This window comes from Phenylobacterium sp. (genome assembly GCF_046590535.1).
GTDB lineage: Bacteria > Pseudomonadota > Alphaproteobacteria > Caulobacterales > Caulobacteraceae > Phenylobacterium.
The window spans coordinates 21,075-36,210 of the sequence record NZ_JBKJTG010000233.1; the positions used below are offsets into that span (position 1 = coordinate 21,075).

Below are 15,136 nucleotides of genomic sequence, written 5' to 3' on the forward strand. Positions count from 1 at the left end.
AAGTCGCAGGCGAGTCGGACATATGCGGTGCGGCTGGAACCGGGCGCCCGCCGCCGATCCTGCAGGCGCCGAAACCTTCCGCAAACAAGCGTGTTTGGCGCGGGCTTCGCGGCTGTGCCATGAGCGCGGCATGCCAATCGCCTTCATCGACCTGCAGGCCCAGCGCCAGCGCCTGGGCCAGCCCCTGGAGGACGCCATCCTCAAGGTGGTGCGGTCGGGCGCCTATATCATGGGCCCCGAGATCGCGGCCTTCGAGACCGCCCTGGCGGACTTCGGGCAGGCGCCGCACGCGCTCTCCTGCGCGTCCGGCACCGACGCCCTGATCCTGCCCTTGATGGCCTGGGGGATCGGGCCCGGCGACGCGGTGTTCTGCCCCTCGTTCAGCTTCGCCGCCACGGCCGAGGTGATGCCCCTGGTGGGCGCCTCGCCGGTGTTCGTGGATATTGATCCGTATACCTACAATCTCGATGCCGCCAAGCTCGACGCGGCCATCGAGGCGGTGAAGGCGCAGGGCGACCTGACGCCCCGGGCGGTGATCGCCGTGGACCTGTTCGGCCAGCCGGCGGACTATCCGGCCATCGCCGCGGTGTGCGGCAGGCACGGCGTGAAGCTGATCGCCGACTCGGCCCAGGGCTTCGGCTGCACGCTGGATGGGCGCCACCCGATCCACTGGGCGGACGTGGCCACCACCTCGTTCTTTCCGGCCAAGCCGCTGGGCTGCTACGGCGACGGCGGGGCGGTGCTGTCGAAGGACGCCGCCCTGCACGACCGGCTGGTGTCGCTGCGCGTCCACGGCCAGGCGGTTAAGTCCGACATCGAGGGCAAGACCTTCGAGCACGACCCCAAGTACCTGAACGTCCGGGTGGGGATGAACAGCCGAATGGACACCCTCCAGGCCGCGGTGCTGCTGCAGAAGCTGGGCATCTTCGCCGACGAGATCGAGGCACGAAACCGCGTCGCCGACCGCTATGCCGAGGGGCTCGGCGACCTGGTGGGCGTACCTGCGGTGATCGACGGCGGGGTTTCCGTTTGGGCCCAGTACACCATCGAGGTGGAGGACCGTGACGGCCTGGCGGCGGCGCTGCGCGAACAGGCGATCCCGACCGCGGTCTACTACCCGATCCCGATCCACAGGCAGGGGATCTATTCCGGCTATCCGCAGCCGGGGGGCCTTGCGGTCACCGAGGCCAAGGCGGGCCGGGTGATCAGCCTGCCCATGCACCCCTACCTGACCGCCGACGACCAGGACCAGGTGATCGCCGTCATCCGCGCTTTTGTGGGTAGGAACGCTGGCTGAACCGCTGCGGAGCGGAAGGTCCGAGCCACCCCTCACCCTACCCTCTCCCCTCTCGCTTCGCGGAGGGCGAGGAGGAGGAGCCGCAACCGCCTCCTCTCCCCCGACACGTCAGTGCGAGGGGAGAGGGTAGGGTGAGGGGTGGCTCTGCCGGGCAGCATCGGCGAGCCGCCGGGCGATGTCCAACCCTTGCGCGGTCCTGGCCGCCGTGGCACGGCTGCAGTCAAACAGATGTTTGACAGGAGGGCGCCATGAAGGCTGCGGTCTATTACGAGAACGGCGGGCCCGACGTCCTGAAGTACGAGGACGCGCCTGATCCGCAGTGCCACCCCAAGGGCGTGGTGATCCGCGTCGAGGCGGTGTCCATCGAGGGCGGCGACACCCTGAACCGGTTCCGCGGACCCCTGGTCACCCGGCCGCATATCGTCGGCTACCAGGCCGCCGGCGAGGTCATCGAGGTGGGCGCCGAGGTCACCACGATCAAGCTCGGCCAGAAGGTGGTCACCACCGGCGGGTTCGGCAGCCATGCGGAGCTGCGCGCCGTGCCGGCCCGCACCGCCTGGGTGATCCCGGACGGCATGGATGTGAAGCAGGCCGCGGTGATCCCGGTGCCGTTCGGCACCGCCGACGACTGCCTGTTCGAGTTCGGCCGCATGCAGAAGGGCGACGTGGTGCTGGTGCAGGCGGGCGCCTCGGGCGTCGGCGTGGCGGCCATCCAGCTGGCCGCCCGGGCCGGGGCGTCCATGGTGCTGGCCACCGCCTCCTCCGACGAACGCCTGGAGCGCCTGAAGCCCTACGGCCTGACCCACGGCATCAACTACGCCCGCGACGACGTAGTCACCGAGGTCATGCGGCTGACCGACAAGAAGGGCTGCGACGTCATCGTCGACAGCGTTGGCGGGCCCACCCTGCAGTCCTCGATCCTGTCGCTGGCCTACCGCGGGCGGGTGTCCATGGTCGGCCAGGCCGGCCGCGAGCCGATGACGGTCGACGTGGGCACGATGATGGGCGGCAACCGCCAGCTCTCCGGCGTGTTCCTGGGCGCGGAGATCACCACCCCGCGGGTCTACAACAACATCCAGCGCCTGATCGAAGAGGTCGCCCGCGGCGAGCTGAAGGTGCTGATCGACCGCGAGTTCGCCCTGGCCGACGCCAACGAAGCCCACCGCTACATCGAAAGCCGCCAGGCCGTCGGCCGGGTGCTGCTGATCCCTTAGACCACGAGGACCACCATGGGACGTCTCCAGGGCCGCACGGCCGTCATCACCGGCGCAGCCAGCGGCATCGGCCGCGCCGCCTCCCTGTTGTTCGCGCGAGAGGGCGCCAACGTGGTCTGCGTGGACCGCGCCGAGGCGGTGGCCGACACCGCGGGCATGGTCACCGCGGCCGGCGGCAAGGCCATCGCGCTCACCGGCGACGCCGGCGACGAGGCCTTTGTGCAAAGCTTCATCGCCAGCGCGGTCTCCGAGTACGGCGGCCTCGACGTGGTCTGGGCCAACGCCGGCATCTCCGGCGGGTTCGCGCCGCTGGAGGAGCAGACCCCGGACTACTGGAGCGAGATCCTGCGGATCAACCTGATCGGCGCCTTCCTGGCGGTGAAGCACGCCTCGGCGGTGATGATCCCCAAGGGCCTCGGGTCGATCATCTGCACCGCCTCGGTGGCGGGCTTGCGGTCCGGCGCCGGCGGCCCGGCCTATTCGGCGTCCAAGGCCGGGGTCATCAGCCTGGCGCAGACCGCCGCCAACGAGTTCTACGGCACCGGCGTGCGGGTCAACGCCATTTGCCCCGGCCTGATCGAGACGGGCATGACCAAGCCCATTTTCGACGGCGCCCGGGCCCGCGGCAACGAGGACAAGATCGGCCAGCTCAACCCGCTGACCCGCTATGGGGTCGCCGACGAGATCGCCCACGCCGCCCTGTTCCTGGCCTCAGACGACAGCTCCTACGTCAACGGCCAGGCCATTGTGGTCGACGGGGGGCTCTCCTCCTCCCACCCGGTGGTGCGCCGCAAGCGGTGATCTATCAGTGCCGCGTCTGGCCCCAGCGCCAGGGCGGCGCCTCGCGGCGGGGGCCCAGCCAGTGCATCAGGGCCAGCGTCGCCACCGCGGTGGCGGCGCCCAGGAAGAAGGCGCTGGCCGCGGTGGCGGAGACGCCGCTGGCGCCCATCCGCAAGGGCGGGCGCTCCATCCACTGCACCAAGGGGGCCACAGGCTGGTCGGTGTCGATCTCGTCGAGGTGCAGGGTCATGGCGAAATCTCCGGTGGCGCCTCCCGCTAACCCCCGCGCATGGCAGGGGTTCCGCGCGGCTACGCCCAAGGGTAGAAGCCGGACACCCGCTTTTTCCAAGGACCCGCCGAACGGACCATGGCCGGACATTCCAAATTCAAGAACATCATGCACCGCAAGGGCCGCGCGGACTCCGCGCGATCCAAGCTGTTTTCCAAGCTGTCGCGGGAGATCACCGTAGCGGCCAAGTCCGGCATGCCCGACCCGACCATGAACGCCCGGCTGCGCCTGGCGGTGGCCAATGCGCGGGGCGAATCCATGCCCAAGGACAACATCGACCGGGCGATCAAGAAGGCTTCCGGCGGTGACGCCGAGACCTATGAGGAGATCCGCTACGAAGGCTTCGGGCCCGGTGGGGTCGGGGTGATCGTCGAGGTGCTGACCGACAACCGCAACCGCGCGGCGGCCAACGTGCGCTCCACCTTTTCCAAGAACGGCGGCAACCTGGGCGAGACCGGATCGGTGTCGTTCATGTGGGACCGGGTGGGCGAGATCGTCTATCCGGCCTCGGCGGGCTCCGAGGACGCGGTAATGGAGGCGGCCATCGAGGCCGGCGCCGAGGACGTGGAGTCCGACGAGGAAGGCCACGTGATCTACACCGCCTTCGACCAGCTCTCGGAGGTCGCCGGGGCCCTGGAATCGGCCCTGGGCGCGGCCAGGTCCACGTCGGTGGCCTGGCGTCCCAAGGCGCTGACCCCGCTGGGCGGAGACGGGGCGGGCGCGCTGCTCAAGATGCTGGAAGCCCTCGACGACGACGACGATGTGCAGAAGGTCTATTCCAACGAGGACATCGCCGCCGAGGACCTCGAGAAGCTGGCGGGCTGACATGAAGCCGCCCAAGCCCGATCCGCGCGTCACCGACCTGAGCCGGTTCCGGAAGGCCCGCGAGCGCGCCCGCCGGGCGCCACCGCCGAAGCCCGCCGGATCGCAGTCGTTTCTGGGCTCGCGGCCCCGGGCCGGGCTGATCCTGCTCGCAGTGGCGGCGGTGATGGCGGCGCTCTGGATCGTGCCCGCGCTGCTCTAGCCCTTGGCGCGAGCGCCGCGCGGGTCCACGCTTGGGGCCAATAGCGAGAACCAACGTCCTTTGGGGGAATATCCGATGAAGCTGCGCACCATCCTGCCCGCCGCCGCGCTCTGCGTGGCCCTAGGCTCCACCGCCCAGGCGGCCGACTATGTGTCCATCGTCCAGGAAACCAGCGTCAACGCGCCGGCCGACGTCACCTGGAAGAAGGTCGGTGGCTATTGCGACATCGGCGCCTGGATGAAGACCACCTGCGCGCTCACCGCCGGGACCGGCGATGTGGGCACGATCCGCAAGATCGCGGGCCGCATCGACGAGGTGATCGTCGCCAAGACCGCCTGGTCCTACACCTACGCCGACCACAGCCTGCCGATCTTCTATCACGGCACGGTGGAGGTCCGGCCGGTCAGCAAGAAGACCTCGAAGATCGTCTACAGCCTGTTCTACGACCAGGAGCCGATCAAGGCCGAGGAGCGCGTCGCCAACAAGGAGCGCCGCACCAAGATGTTCGGCGGCGTGCTGCAGACCATGAAGGGCATCGCCGAGGCCAAATAGGCTTCCGACGGCCGCCACGTCGCTTGTGGAGTTGTGCCGCCCGGTCGCCTCGTTCACGGTGGGACCGCGGGCGGGGGTTGGGACAACGTGTTCGGAAGGCCGCTTAGTTGAGTAACGGCGAGACGCAGGACGCGGCCTTTCTCGCGGGCGGCGGCGATATGGGTGCGCGCATGCGCGCCCATGACTGGGCGGCCACGCCGCTGGGCGCGCCCGCCGCCTGGCCGCAGAGCCTGAGGACGGTGCTCAGGCTGATGCTGACCACCAACCATCCCATGTTCGTCTTCTGGGGGCCGCGGCACACCTGCTTCTACAACGACGCCTATCGCGCTTCGCTGGGGCCCGAGAAGCATCCGGCGATGCTGGGCGCGGACGGCCGCGGAGCCTGGGACGAAATCTGGGACATCATCGGCCCGCAGATCGACCTGGTGATGCGGGGCGAAGGCGCCACCTGGCACGAGGACCACCTGGTGCCGATCATCCGCCACGGTGAGCTGCAGGAGGTCTACTGGACGTACAGCTACAGCCCCATTGATGACGAGGCCGCCGCCAACGGCGTGGGCGGCGTACTGGTGGTCTGCACGGAAACCACGGCCCAGGTGCTGACCTCGCGAGCGCAGGCGGCGGAAACCCGCCGGTTCGCGGAGCTGTTCGAGCAGGCGCCGGTATTCATCGCCATGCTGGAAGGCCCGGATCACGTCTTCACCATCACCAACGCGGCCTACCAGCAGCTCACCGGCCAACGCGAACTGGTCGGCAAGCCCGTGCGCCAGGCGTTTCCGGAGATCGAGGGCCAGGGTCTGTTCGAGTTGCTCGACCAGGTGTTCGCCACCGGCCAGCCGTTCATCGGCCGCGGCGTCGAGATGGAGCTGCGTCGAACGCCCAACGGTCCGGCCGACAAAGTGGTCGTCGACTTCATCTACCAGCCGATCCTGGGCGCCGACGGCCGACCGCGCGGCATCTTCGTGGGCGGCAGCGACGCCACGGCCCGGGCGCGTGCTGAGGCCACCGCCACGGCCATGGCCGAGCGCCTGCGGCTGATCCAGGACGCCGGCGCCATCGGCAGCTTCGACTGGGACCTGCGGAGCGGCGAGGTCTATCGCTCGCCCGAGTACCTGGCGCTGCAGGGCCTCGCGGCGGACGCCTATCAGGCCGAGCACATCGACGCCTGGCTGGAGCGTATCCACCCCGACGATCGTGACCGGATGGCCGCGAACTTCGCCCAGGACATCGCCCGGATGGGGCCCTTCGAGCGGGAGTACCGGATCGTGCGGCGCGACACCGGCGAGACCCGCTGGGTGCTGAACCGCGGCCGGGTGGACGGCGACACCGAGGGAAGACCCACCCGGATGCTGTCGGCGCAGACCGATATTACCGCGCGCAAGCGGATGGAGACGGCGCTGCGCGAGAGCGAGGCGCGGTTCCGCACCGCCGCCGACAGCTCGCCGGCCCTGATGTGGATGAGCGACGCGGCCGGAGAGATCGTCTTCGCCAACGCGCGTTACAAGACCTTCTTCGGCGTCGACAGGGAATCGCTGATCGCCGAGGCCTGGCGCAAACGGGTCCATCCCGAGGATGCCGAGGCCTTCGACGCGGCGTATGCGGCCGACACCGCGGCGCGCCGCCCCATCCACGGCGTCGTGCGGATCGACCACCCCACCCAGGGCCTGCGCTGGCTGAACTGCGACGGAGCCGCCCGCTTCGCCGACGATGGCGCGTTCCTGGGCTACGTCGGCGTGAATCTCGACGTCACCGACGCCAAGCTGGCGGAGGTGGCGCTCAGCGAGAGCAAGCAGTGGTTCCAGGCGCTGGCCGACAACATCCCCAGCCTGTGCTGGATGGCCGATCCGCAGGGAGACATCTTCTGGTACAATTCCCGCTGGTACGAATACACCGGCACGTCACCCGATGATCAGCTGGGCTGGGGCTGGGAGAGCGTTCACGACCCCGACGTACTGCCCCTGGTGGTCGAGCGGTGGAGCGCGTCCCTGGCCAGCGGCGAGCCGTTCGAGATGACCTTCCCGCTGAAGGGCGTGGACGGGGTGTTCCGGCCGTTCCTGACCCGGGTGGTGCCCCTGCGCGACGACGACGGCCGGATCCTCCGCTGGTTCGGCGCCAACGTGGACGTCAGCGAACAGCAGCAGAGCCAGGAGCACCTGCGGCTGATGGTCAACGAACTGAACCACCGGGTGAAGAACACCCTGGCCATCGTCCAGTCGATCACCGCCCAGACGGTGCGCGGCGGTGAGATTCCCGCGGCCGTCCGCGACACCCTGACCGCCCGGCTGATGGCGCTCAGCGAGGCGCACAACGTGCTCACCGATGAGCAGTGGGCGGGCGCGGACCTGGGCGAGATCGCAGCCCAGGCGGCGGTTCCCTTCCAGGCCAGCGCGGGCGACGGCCGGTTCTCGACCGCCGGGCCGTCCGTGCGCTTGCCTCCCAAGACCGCCATCGCCGTGGCGCTGGCGCTGCATGAGCTGGCCACCAACGCCGCCAAGTACGGCGCCCTGTCGACGCCCGAGGGTCAGGTGTCGCTGGCGTGGGAAGTGGTGGACGCCTCCGGGGGGGCGATGCTGCGGATCGTCTGGCGCGAGACCGGCGGGCCGCCCGTCCGACCGCCCACCCGCACAGGCTTCGGGACCCGCCTCATCGAACGCGGCCTGGCCGTCGAGCTGAACGGGCGCGTGGTGCTGGCCTACCCGCCGCAGGGCGCCATCTGCACCATCGAGACCCGATTGGAGTGCCTCACCCCCACCAGCTTCGCCCTCGCCGCGCCGGCCGACTGAGGGGGCCTGGGGCCGCCGATCAACCCGCCAAGGAAAAGAATCGCCGCTACCTGGGGCTCGCCGGCTCTCCCGTGGCGGCGGCCTTGCCGGCCTCCAGCGCCTGGGCCGGGGTCGCGCCAGCGCGCGCCGCGCCCGCCGCCGCCTGGCGCGATTCCTCGTCGACCACCACCGCATCGACCTGCGACTTCGCCGGCCCCTGTTGGGTGGCGCAGGCGCCCGCCGTCAGCAGCGCGGCCAGGGCCGCGACCAGGGTTCCAGGGTTCATCGGGATGCGCCTCCGTGCGGTGAAGTCTGTTTGGCCCTCCCGCAATCCCGCAGCGGCGCGCCAGTTCCGCGGCTGGCCCCCCCGGCGCTGTTGCGCTAAGCGGTGCGGCGGGGGGACTTTCCAGCCATGCAGCGACGCAAGATCGACCGGGCCCAGCGCATGCGCGCGCGCCGGATCTGGTGGGACCGCAACGGCGCCTTCGTGCGCGGAGCCCTGACCGGCGGGATCGTGACCGCGGCGGTCATGTGGCTCGTGCAGCAGTTCATCTAGGCCACTGATGGCCGCCACGCCGCCGTTTGGCGAACCCGACGCGGCCTATGAGGCCTGGGCGGCGCGCGAAGTGGCCCACTGGCGCCAGGGCGTGCTGAAACCCGCCGGACCCCTGGCCCAGGCCGCCCGCGGGGTGCAGCAGCGGATCAACCGCGCCATCCCCGAGAAGGTCCACGCGGTGGTCACCGGCGTCATCGAGCGGATGACCCGCACGATCCTCACCGGCGCCGATATGGTCACCGCCGACCCGCTGCTGGACGCGCCTTTGAAGGAGCGCGACCAGCGGGCGCTGAAGGCCATCGCCGACTACAAGGCCACCGCGGCGGTGGAGGGCGGCGTGGCCGGCGCCGGCGGCTTCCTTCTGGCGCTGGCCGACTTTCCGGCGCTGATCGCCATCAAGATCAAGCTCCTGTTCGACCTGGCCGCCATCTACGGCAAGCCGGGTGAGGCCTTCGCCGAGCGGCTCTACCTGCTGCACCTGTTCCAGCTGGCGTTTTCCAGCGCAGGGCGCAGGGCCGATGTGTTCCATGGGATCGAGGACTGGGACGCGCGCGATCATCCGGAGAGCTTCGAGGCCTTCGACTGGCGCACCTTCCAGCAGGAGTACCGCGACTACATCGACCTGGCGAAGATGGCTCAGCTGATCCCGGTGGTGGGCGCGCCGATCGGCGCCTTCGTCAATTTCCGCCTGCTCGACCGCCTGGGCGAGACCGCCATGAACGGCTACCGCATGCGCTGGCTGGCGGCGCAGAGGTAGGCCGAAGGGGCCTTCGCCAAGGCGCCCGCCCCAGCTACTCTGCGCCCATGCACAACCGCCGCCAGATCATCGCCACCGCAGCCGCCCTCGCCGCCGCCGGGCCCGCCTTCGCCCAGGACCCTGCGCCCAAGCCCCCCGTCCGCGTGGCCCTGACCACGGCTCTAGGCGTCGTGGTGATCGAGCTTGCGCCGAGCGCGCCGGTCAGCACCGCCAACTACCTGCGCTACGTGGACCGCAAGCTCTATGACGGCGCGGCCTTCTACCGGGCCTCACGGCCGCCGGGCTCCACCGCCAACGACTACGGCCTGGTCCAGGGGGGCCTGCAGAACGACCCCAAGAAGGTGCTGGCGCCGATCGCCCACGAGAGCACCCGCAAGACCGGCCTGACCCACAAGGACGGGACCATCTCCATGGGCCGCCACGCCCCGGGCTCGGCCCAGGCCGACTGGTTCATCTGCCTGGGCGACCAGGCCTATCTGGACGCCGACCCCAAGGACCCGAAGTCCGCGGGCTTCGCCGCCTTTGGCCAGGTGGTCGAGGGCATGGAGGTCATCAAGCAGATCCTCGTCCAGCCGGTCAGCCCCACCGCCGGCGAGGGCTCCATGAAGGGCGAGATGCTGGTCAGGCCGGTGCGCATCCTCACCGCCCGGCGCGCCTCTTGATCCCCTGGGTGCAGCTCGACACGGCGACCATGCCGGGCGGCGGCGGTGAGCTGCGGCTGATGCGGCGCGGGGCCGAATACTCGATCATGTCGGGGTCCATCGAGCTGATGAACAGCCGCCTGAGCGGGTCGGAGGAGGCCCTGGCCAGCCTGGCCTGCGCCCGGATCGGCGACCGCCCCTCGCCGCACATCCTGATCGGCGGCCTGGGCATGGGCTTCACTTTGCGCGCCGCCCTGGCCGACCTCCCCGACCAGGGCCGGGTCACCGTCGCCGAGCTGGTCCCCGCCGTGGCCGCCTGGGCCCGCGGCCCCATGGCGGAGATCTTCGCAGGCAGCCTCGCCGATCCGCGGGTGACCCTGCGCGAGACCGATGTGGCCGGCCTGATCCGCGAGGGCCGCGCGGCCTGGGACGCCATCGCGCTGGACGTGGACAACGGGCCGCAGGGCCTTAGCCGGGCGGCCAACGACGGACTCTACACCCTGGAGGGCCTGCACGCGGCCCGGCGCGCGCTGCGGCCCGGCGGGGTCCTGGCCGTCTGGTCCTCCGCCCCCGACCGGGCCTTCACCCAACGCCTGGGCAAGGCCGGGTTCGCCGTGGAGGAGCACCCGGTGCGCGCCCGCGGGACCCGCGGCGCGCGTCACGTGATCTGGATGGGGACGGCGGAGGCGCGCAACTGAGCCGCAGCCTTCGTCGCTTAGAGATGCCGGTCCACGTCCATGCTCTCGTGCAGGATGCGAACGATCTCGACGCCCGGTTCGGCGGGCCGGTAGAACAGCACATGCGCGCCGCAGCGCAGGCGGCGATATCCCGCCCGGATATCATCGCTGGGCGCGCCACGCTGCGGGTCCCTGGCGATGCCCTCGATGGCCACCTGGAGGTCCCGGACATAGCGCTCGGCTTGATCCAACCCCCAGCGCTCGACCGTGTACGTCCAGATCGACTCGATATCGGCTCGGGCGCGGGGCGCCAGGACCCAACCGGTCATTCGCGAGGAAGAGCCGAGGCACGCTTCCCGGCGATGAAACCGTCAAAGTCGAACGGTTCCGACACGCCGCTCTCCTCACCCTCGATCAGGGCCTGGCGCAACGCGGCGAGCTTGGCCTCGCGCTCCTCAAGCAACCGAAGTCCGGCGCGAACGACATCGCTTGTGGAGCTGTATCTGCCCTCACGGACCTGCGTCCGCATGAACGATACGAAGTGATCGCCCAGGCTGATCGAGGTGTTCTTCATGGCGCTCAACCTTCCCGCTACCAAGGATTGGTATATCACGGCTCACGGCGTCACCCAAGCCGCCGGCCGGCAGCTGAAACATCTGCGACATGATCGCCGGTCACAGATGCGCGGCGCGGGCGTTGCCCTAAGCCCGCGCGAATCGTAAACTCGGTATGGACGCCGCCTCGGTCGCGGCGAGATTTACCTCGGAGCCCGCCGTGAACCGCTGCGCCATTCTTGCCCTTTCCACCGCCCTCTGCGCCGCGCCGGTCGCGGTGTTCGCGCCGCTCGAGGCCGCCGCCCAGACCAAGCCCGCCGCGGCCTTCAAGGCGCCGCGCAACGCCTTCGGCCAGCCGGACCTTTCAGGCTACTGGTCGAACTCGACGCTGACGCCGATGGCCCGGCCCGCCGCCTTCGGGACCCGCGCGGTCCACACGCCGGAGGAAGTCGCCAAGCTTGAGGCCGCCGTAGTCGCCGAGGTGGAGGAGGGCAACACCCCCACCGACCCGAACGCCCCGGCCGAGGCCCCGCCCCGCTCCACCGCCAATGTGCGGCCCGAGTTCGCCGCCGCCGGCGGCGACGTGGGCGGCTACAACCGCGGCTGGCTCGATCCCGGCGGCCACGTGATGCGGGTGGGCGGCGAGCCGCGCACCTCGATGATCACCACCACCGCCAATGGCCAGCCCCCGCCGCGCAAGGCCGGCGCCCCGGCGCCCCAGGGCTTCGGCGGCGGTGGCCGCGGCGGGTCGTTCGACAATCCGGAAAGCCGCTCGCTGGGCGAGCGATGCATCATCGGGTTCGGCCGCAACGCCGGCCCGCCGATGTTCCCCAACGGCTTCTACAACAACAACTACCGCTTCGTGCAGACAGCCGACGCCTTCATCATCGAGGTGGAGATGAACCACGACCTGCGGATCGTGCGGCTGAACTCGACGCACCGCACGGACGGCCAGCGCCCCTATTTCGGCGATTCCATCGGCCGCTGGGAGGGCGACACCATGGTGGTGGAGACCACCAACATCCCGCAGCGCCAGGCGTTCATGGGCTCGTGGAAGGACCTGAAGGTCACCGAGCGCTTCACCCGGGTCGGCAAGGACCGGGTCCGCTACCAGTTCAGCCTCGACGACCCGACCCTGTGGGACAAGCCCTGGGGCGGCGAGTACGAGTTCGCGCCGCTGGAGGGCGTGATCTACGAATACGCCTGCCATGAGGGCAACTATGCCCTGCCGGGCATCCTGGGCGGGGCCCGCGTGGAAGAGGCCAACGCCGCCAAGGCCAAGGCCGCCGAACCCGGCAAGCCCGCCGCGGCCAAGGGCGGCGCGGGTGGCGCCAACTAGGTCCAGCCGCGAACTCCGGGCGGCGCCGTCGCGATCCCGCAGAGCCGGCGTCTGCGCCGCGGCGGAGCGTCGCGCGCTGCAGCTGGTGATCGCTGTCGCCGGGCTGGTCCCGGTGGGCGCCGGCCTGGCGGGCGCGCTGGGCGGCATCGACGGCGGCGCCAATGGCCAGCTACGCTACCTCTCCGGACTGCTGCTGGGCATCGGCCTGACCTTCTGGTGGGCGATCCCCACCCTAGAGCGGCGCGGCGCCGTGATCCGCGCGCTGGCGATCATCGTGGTCACCGGCGGCCTGGCCCGGCTGGCCGGCGCGTTCACCGAGCCGGCCTTCGACACCGACGCGGTCTTCCCGCTGACCATGGAGCTTTGCGTCACCCCGGCGATCGCGTTCTGGCGCGAGCGGGTGCAGCGGCGGGTGGAGGCGGCGGCCCTGGCTTTGCGGGCGCCAGAGCCGGATCAGGCCCTGGCGATAGCCGCCGCGATCTGATCGCCGGACTGGCCGGTGAGGTCCTTGTCGATCTCGCCGATCAGCTTGGCTTGAAGCTCCTTGTGCCAGTTCTTGCGCAGCTCGCCCAGGGTCTTGGGCGCGGCGACCACCACCAGTTCGTCCAGCTTGCCGGACAGCGCCCAGCGGTTCAGCACGTCGGCGACGCCGTGGGCGAAGCCGTCTTCGGCCTGGGTGTCATTGTCGGGATTGGCGGCGCTGGAGCGGTGGCCGCCAGAGCCTGAGCCGGCGTCATCCACCGCCGGGGTCGGGATCGCCGAGAGTTGCGGCTCGCCGTCACCGGTGTTTCGGAACATCACCAGCCGCTCGCCATCGACCACGGCCACCACGGCGCCTTTGGGAAGTATCATCGCAGTATCTCCGTCCATGAGGCCTGCTAACGGTCGGGCGGTGGGGGAGTTGCCTGGGAGGCCGGCAGCGCGTCCCTAACGGCTCGTAAACCCTTCCGACGTCCTGTATCCCTTTCACGGAACAGACGATGAACGCGATTCGCCCCATCCGCATCCTGGGCCTCGACCCGGGCCTGCGCCGCACCGGCTGGGGCGTGGTGTCGATCGAGGGCGCGCGGCTCACCCATGTGGCCCACGGGTTCATCGCGCCCAAGGAGACCCTGCCCTTCGCCGAGCGGCTGCTGGTGCTGTTCGAAGGGGTCTGCCAAGTGATCGCCCTGCATGCCCCGGACGAGGCGGCGGTGGAAGAGACCTTCATGAACAACAATGCGGCCTCGGCGCTGAAGCTGGGCCACGCCCGGGCCTGCTGCCTGGTGGCCCCCGCCCGGGCCGGCCTGCCGGTGGCCGAGTACGCCGCCACCGTGGTCAAGAAATCCGTGGTCGGCACCGGGTCGGCTGACAAGGCCCAGGTGGGCTGGATGATCGCGCGGCTGTTGCCGACGGCAGGGCCCACCACCGCCGACGCCGCCGACGCCCTGGCCGTGGCCATCGCCCATGCCCACGCCCGCAAGGCCCGAATCCTGGGAGCCGCCGCATGATCGGCCGGCTGCGCGGCGTGGTCGCCGAGGTAGGCGAGGAGGAGGCGCTGATCGACGTGGGCGGGGTGGGCTATGTGGTCCGCTGCGGAAGCCGCACCCTGTCGCGCCTGCCGGCGGTGGGCGACGAGACCGTGCTGCAGGTGGAGAGCCAGTGGGGCGAGCAGACCGGCATGACCCTCTACGGCTTCCTGGTGCGCGAGGAGCGCCGGGCGTTCGTCCTTCTACGGACCATCCAGGGGGTCGGGCCGAAGGCGGCGCTGTCGGTGCTGGACGTGCTGCCTCCGGCGGAGCTGGCCGGCGCGGTGGCGCGGGACGACAAGGCTTCCGTGGCGCGCGCCCAGGGGGTCGGCCCCAAGCTCGCCCAGCGTATCGTCACGGAGCTGAAGGACAAGCCGATCACCGACGGCCCGGTGGCCGCCTTCCACGGACAGATTTCGCCCTCCCAGCCGCACAAGATCTCCGCCGCCGGCGAGGCCGTGGCCGCGCTGATGGGCCTGGGCATCGCCGAGCCCGCCGCCCGCCGGGTGATCGAGCAGGCGGCGTTGCGCCTGGGTGAAGCGGCAGAGCCGCAGGCCCTGATCAAGGCCGGCCTGCAGGAGTTCGGCCGGTGACCCGGCTGGTTTCCGGCGAGCCCGCCGCCTTCGAGGCGCCGGACAGGGCCATGCGCCCGCAGACCCTGGACGAGTTCGTCGGCCAGGCCCAGGCCAAGGGCAACCTTAGGGTGTTCATCGAGGCCGCCAAGGCCCGGGCCGAGGCCCTGGACCATGTGCTGCTGTTCGGCCCGCCGGGACTGGGCAAGACCACGCTGGCGCAGATCGTCGCCCGGGAGCTGGGGGTGAACTTCCGCGCCACTTCCGGCCCGGTGCTGGCCAAGGCCGGCGACCTGGCGGCGATCCTCACCAACCTGGAACCCCGCGACGTCCTGTTCATCGACGAGATCCACCGGCTGGCGGCCAATGTGGAGGAGATCCTCTATCCGGCCATGGAGGACCACGTCCTCGACCTGATCATCGGCGATGGACCTTCCGCCCGCTCGATCCGCATCGAACTGGCCCCCTTCACCCTGGTGGCGGCCACCACCCGGGCGGGCCTCCTGGCCACCCCCCTGCGGGACCGTTTCGGCATCCCCCTGCGGCTGGAGTTCTACACCCACGCCGAGCTGCAGAAGGTGCTGACCCAGGCGGCTCGCAAGATGAACCTGGAG

21 protein-coding genes are annotated in these 15,136 nt (G+C 70.5%); 16 read left to right on the forward strand and 5 right to left on the reverse strand.

Annotated features, from left to right (window positions below; translation table 11 throughout):
• The first annotated feature begins 130 nt into the window (after positions 1-130).
• From ACLL81_RS14115 to ACLL81_RS14125, 3 genes are all read left to right on the forward strand, one after another.
• A complete protein-coding gene (locus tag ACLL81_RS14115) occupies positions 131-1,297 on the forward strand; it encodes a DegT/DnrJ/EryC1/StrS family aminotransferase (RefSeq protein WP_411288992.1) in 1,167 nt (388 codons plus the stop codon).
• Positions 1,298-1,545: 248 nt separating this feature from the next.
• Entirely contained in the window at positions 1,546-2,511 is a 966-nt protein-coding gene (locus tag ACLL81_RS14120) for a quinone oxidoreductase family protein (RefSeq protein ID WP_411288993.1), read from the forward strand.
• A gap of 15 nt (positions 2,512-2,526) precedes the next feature.
• Complete coding sequence (locus ACLL81_RS14125; protein ID WP_411288994.1) at positions 2,527-3,312, forward strand: SDR family NAD(P)-dependent oxidoreductase; 786 nt, start codon at positions 2,527-2,529, stop codon at positions 3,310-3,312.
• A 4-nt stretch (positions 3,313-3,316) separates the two neighbouring features.
• On the opposite strand, the gene ACLL81_RS14130 is transcribed toward ACLL81_RS14125, so the two are convergent.
• Positions 3,317-3,541 (reverse strand): hypothetical protein, encoded by a 225-nt coding sequence (locus ACLL81_RS14130; RefSeq protein WP_411288995.1) that lies wholly within the window; start codon positions 3,539-3,541, stop codon positions 3,317-3,319.
• A 117-nt stretch (positions 3,542-3,658) separates the two neighbouring features.
• Here ACLL81_RS14130 and ACLL81_RS14135 point away from each other — a divergent pair, with 117 nt between their 5' ends.
• The 4 genes from ACLL81_RS14135 to ACLL81_RS14150 all read left to right on the forward strand — a co-directional run bounded on the left by ACLL81_RS14135 (position 3,659) and on the right by ACLL81_RS14150 (position 7,939).
• On the forward strand, positions 3,659-4,405 hold the full coding sequence (locus tag ACLL81_RS14135) for a YebC/PmpR family DNA-binding transcriptional regulator (protein WP_411288996.1): 747 nt from the start codon (positions 3,659-3,661) through the stop codon (positions 4,403-4,405).
• Between the two features lies 1 nt (position 4,406).
• Positions 4,407-4,604 carry a hypothetical protein gene (locus ACLL81_RS14140; protein ID WP_411288997.1) on the forward strand — a complete coding sequence of 66 codons (198 nt, stop codon included), beginning with the start codon at positions 4,407-4,409 and terminating at the stop codon, positions 4,602-4,604.
• A 75-nt stretch (positions 4,605-4,679) separates the two neighbouring features.
• A complete protein-coding gene (locus ACLL81_RS14145; RefSeq protein WP_411288998.1) occupies positions 4,680-5,156 on the forward strand; it encodes an SRPBCC family protein in 477 nt (158 codons plus the stop codon).
• Between the two features lie 107 nt (positions 5,157-5,263).
• A complete protein-coding gene (locus tag ACLL81_RS14150; protein WP_411288999.1) occupies positions 5,264-7,939 on the forward strand; it encodes a PAS domain S-box protein in 2,676 nt (891 codons plus the stop codon).
• Positions 7,940-7,985: 46 nt separating this feature from the next.
• On the opposite strand, the gene ACLL81_RS14155 is transcribed toward ACLL81_RS14150, so the two are convergent.
• Complete coding sequence (locus ACLL81_RS14155; RefSeq protein ID WP_411289000.1) at positions 7,986-8,204, reverse strand: hypothetical protein; 219 nt, start codon at positions 8,202-8,204, stop codon at positions 7,986-7,988.
• Positions 8,205-8,330: 126 nt separating this feature from the next.
• On the opposite strand from ACLL81_RS14155, the gene ACLL81_RS14160 reads away from it, so the two are divergent.
• From ACLL81_RS14160 to ACLL81_RS14175, 4 genes are read left to right on the forward strand one after another with little or no spacing between them, the layout of a single operon-like run.
• The gene (locus ACLL81_RS14160; protein WP_411289001.1) at positions 8,331-8,474 is read left to right on the forward strand and encodes a hypothetical protein; all 144 of its coding nucleotides are present in this window, start codon (positions 8,331-8,333) and stop codon (positions 8,472-8,474) included.
• A gap of 7 nt (positions 8,475-8,481) precedes the next feature.
• Complete coding sequence (locus tag ACLL81_RS14165; protein WP_411289002.1) at positions 8,482-9,231, forward strand: EcsC family protein; 750 nt, start codon at positions 8,482-8,484, stop codon at positions 9,229-9,231.
• 47 nt (positions 9,232-9,278) lie between these two features.
• Positions 9,279-9,893: a peptidylprolyl isomerase gene (locus tag ACLL81_RS14170; RefSeq protein WP_411289003.1), complete on the forward strand. Its 615-nt coding sequence runs from the start codon at positions 9,279-9,281 to the stop codon at positions 9,891-9,893.
• Positions 9,890-10,570 carry a spermidine synthase gene (locus ACLL81_RS14175; protein ID WP_411289004.1) on the forward strand — a complete coding sequence of 227 codons (681 nt, stop codon included), beginning with the start codon at positions 9,890-9,892 and terminating at the stop codon, positions 10,568-10,570. The genes ACLL81_RS14170 and ACLL81_RS14175 overlap by 4 nt, the downstream gene beginning before the upstream one ends.
• Before the next feature lie 17 nt (positions 10,571-10,587).
• Here ACLL81_RS14175 and ACLL81_RS14180 read toward each other — a convergent pair whose 3' ends face one another.
• Both ACLL81_RS14180 and ACLL81_RS14185 read right to left on the reverse strand, forming a co-directional pair.
• On the reverse strand, positions 10,588-10,878 hold the full coding sequence (locus ACLL81_RS14180) for a type II toxin-antitoxin system RelE/ParE family toxin (protein WP_411289005.1): 291 nt from the start codon (positions 10,876-10,878) through the stop codon (positions 10,588-10,590).
• Positions 10,875-11,123 carry a type II toxin-antitoxin system ParD family antitoxin gene (locus ACLL81_RS14185; protein ID WP_411289006.1) on the reverse strand — a complete coding sequence of 83 codons (249 nt, stop codon included), beginning with the start codon at positions 11,121-11,123 and terminating at the stop codon, positions 10,875-10,877. Before ACLL81_RS14185 ends, ACLL81_RS14180 begins: the two co-directional genes overlap by 4 nt.
• A 200-nt stretch (positions 11,124-11,323) precedes the next feature.
• On the opposite strand from ACLL81_RS14185, the gene ACLL81_RS14190 reads away from it, so the two are divergent.
• Positions 11,324-12,442: a hypothetical protein gene (locus ACLL81_RS14190; RefSeq protein ID WP_411289007.1), complete on the forward strand. Its 1,119-nt coding sequence runs from the start codon at positions 11,324-11,326 to the stop codon at positions 12,440-12,442.
• Between the two features lie 85 nt (positions 12,443-12,527).
• A complete protein-coding gene (locus tag ACLL81_RS14195) occupies positions 12,528-12,926 on the forward strand; it encodes a DUF4345 family protein (protein ID WP_411289008.1) in 399 nt (132 codons plus the stop codon).
• On the opposite strand, the gene ACLL81_RS14200 is transcribed toward ACLL81_RS14195, so the two are convergent.
• Entirely contained in the window at positions 12,896-13,294 is a 399-nt protein-coding gene (locus tag ACLL81_RS14200) for a host attachment family protein (RefSeq protein WP_411289009.1), read from the reverse strand. The genes ACLL81_RS14195 and ACLL81_RS14200 overlap by 31 nt on opposite strands.
• Before the next feature lie 128 nt (positions 13,295-13,422).
• Here ACLL81_RS14200 and ruvC point away from each other — a divergent pair, with 128 nt between their 5' ends.
• The 3 genes from ruvC to ruvB all read left to right on the forward strand — a co-directional run.
• Positions 13,423-13,932 (forward strand): crossover junction endodeoxyribonuclease RuvC, encoded by a 510-nt coding sequence (ruvC, locus tag ACLL81_RS14205; protein ID WP_411289010.1) that lies wholly within the window; start codon positions 13,423-13,425, stop codon positions 13,930-13,932.
• Positions 13,929-14,543, forward strand: a complete 615-nt coding sequence (ruvA, locus tag ACLL81_RS14210) for a Holliday junction branch migration protein RuvA (RefSeq protein ID WP_411289011.1) — start codon at positions 13,929-13,931, stop codon at positions 14,541-14,543. Before ruvC ends, ruvA begins: the two co-directional genes overlap by 4 nt.
• On the forward strand, positions 14,540-15,136 hold a 597-nt coding region (gene ruvB, locus ACLL81_RS14215; RefSeq protein ID WP_411289012.1), incomplete at its 3' end, for a Holliday junction branch migration DNA helicase RuvB. The genes ruvA and ruvB, both read left to right, overlap by 4 nt.

Coding starts and splice junctions, on each gene's coding strand:
- ACLL81_RS14135 (WP_411288996.1), top strand. CDS start 3,659: ATGGCCGGACATTCCAAATTCAAGAACATCATGCACCGCAAGGGCCGC.
- ACLL81_RS14145 (WP_411288998.1), top strand. CDS start 4,680: ATGAAGCTGCGCACCATCCTGCCCGCCGCCGCGCTCTGCGTGGCCCTA.
- ACLL81_RS14130 (WP_411288995.1), bottom strand. CDS start 3,541: ATGACCCTGCACCTCGACGAGATCGACACCGACCAGCCTGTGGCCCCC.
- ACLL81_RS14165 (WP_411289002.1), top strand. CDS start 8,482: ATGGCCGCCACGCCGCCGTTTGGCGAACCCGACGCGGCCTATGAGGCC.
- ACLL81_RS14115 (WP_411288992.1), top strand. CDS start 131: ATGCCAATCGCCTTCATCGACCTGCAGGCCCAGCGCCAGCGCCTGGGC.
- ACLL81_RS14125 (WP_411288994.1), top strand. CDS start 2,527: ATGGGACGTCTCCAGGGCCGCACGGCCGTCATCACCGGCGCAGCCAGC.
- ACLL81_RS14155 (WP_411289000.1), bottom strand. CDS start 8,204: ATGAACCCTGGAACCCTGGTCGCGGCCCTGGCCGCGCTGCTGACGGCG.
- ACLL81_RS14185 (WP_411289006.1), bottom strand. CDS start 11,123: ATGAAGAACACCTCGATCAGCCTGGGCGATCACTTCGTATCGTTCATG.
- ruvA (WP_411289011.1), top strand. CDS start 13,929: ATGATCGGCCGGCTGCGCGGCGTGGTCGCCGAGGTAGGCGAGGAGGAG.
- ACLL81_RS14160 (WP_411289001.1), top strand. CDS start 8,331: ATGCAGCGACGCAAGATCGACCGGGCCCAGCGCATGCGCGCGCGCCGG.
- ACLL81_RS14170 (WP_411289003.1), top strand. CDS start 9,279: ATGCACAACCGCCGCCAGATCATCGCCACCGCAGCCGCCCTCGCCGCC.
- ACLL81_RS14140 (WP_411288997.1), top strand. CDS start 4,407: ATGAAGCCGCCCAAGCCCGATCCGCGCGTCACCGACCTGAGCCGGTTC.
- ACLL81_RS14180 (WP_411289005.1), bottom strand. CDS start 10,878: ATGACCGGTTGGGTCCTGGCGCCCCGCGCCCGAGCCGATATCGAGTCG.
- ACLL81_RS14200 (WP_411289009.1), bottom strand. CDS start 13,294: ATGATACTTCCCAAAGGCGCCGTGGTGGCCGTGGTCGATGGCGAGCGG.
- ACLL81_RS14120 (WP_411288993.1), top strand. CDS start 1,546: ATGAAGGCTGCGGTCTATTACGAGAACGGCGGGCCCGACGTCCTGAAG.
- ruvC (WP_411289010.1), top strand. CDS start 13,423: ATGAACGCGATTCGCCCCATCCGCATCCTGGGCCTCGACCCGGGCCTG.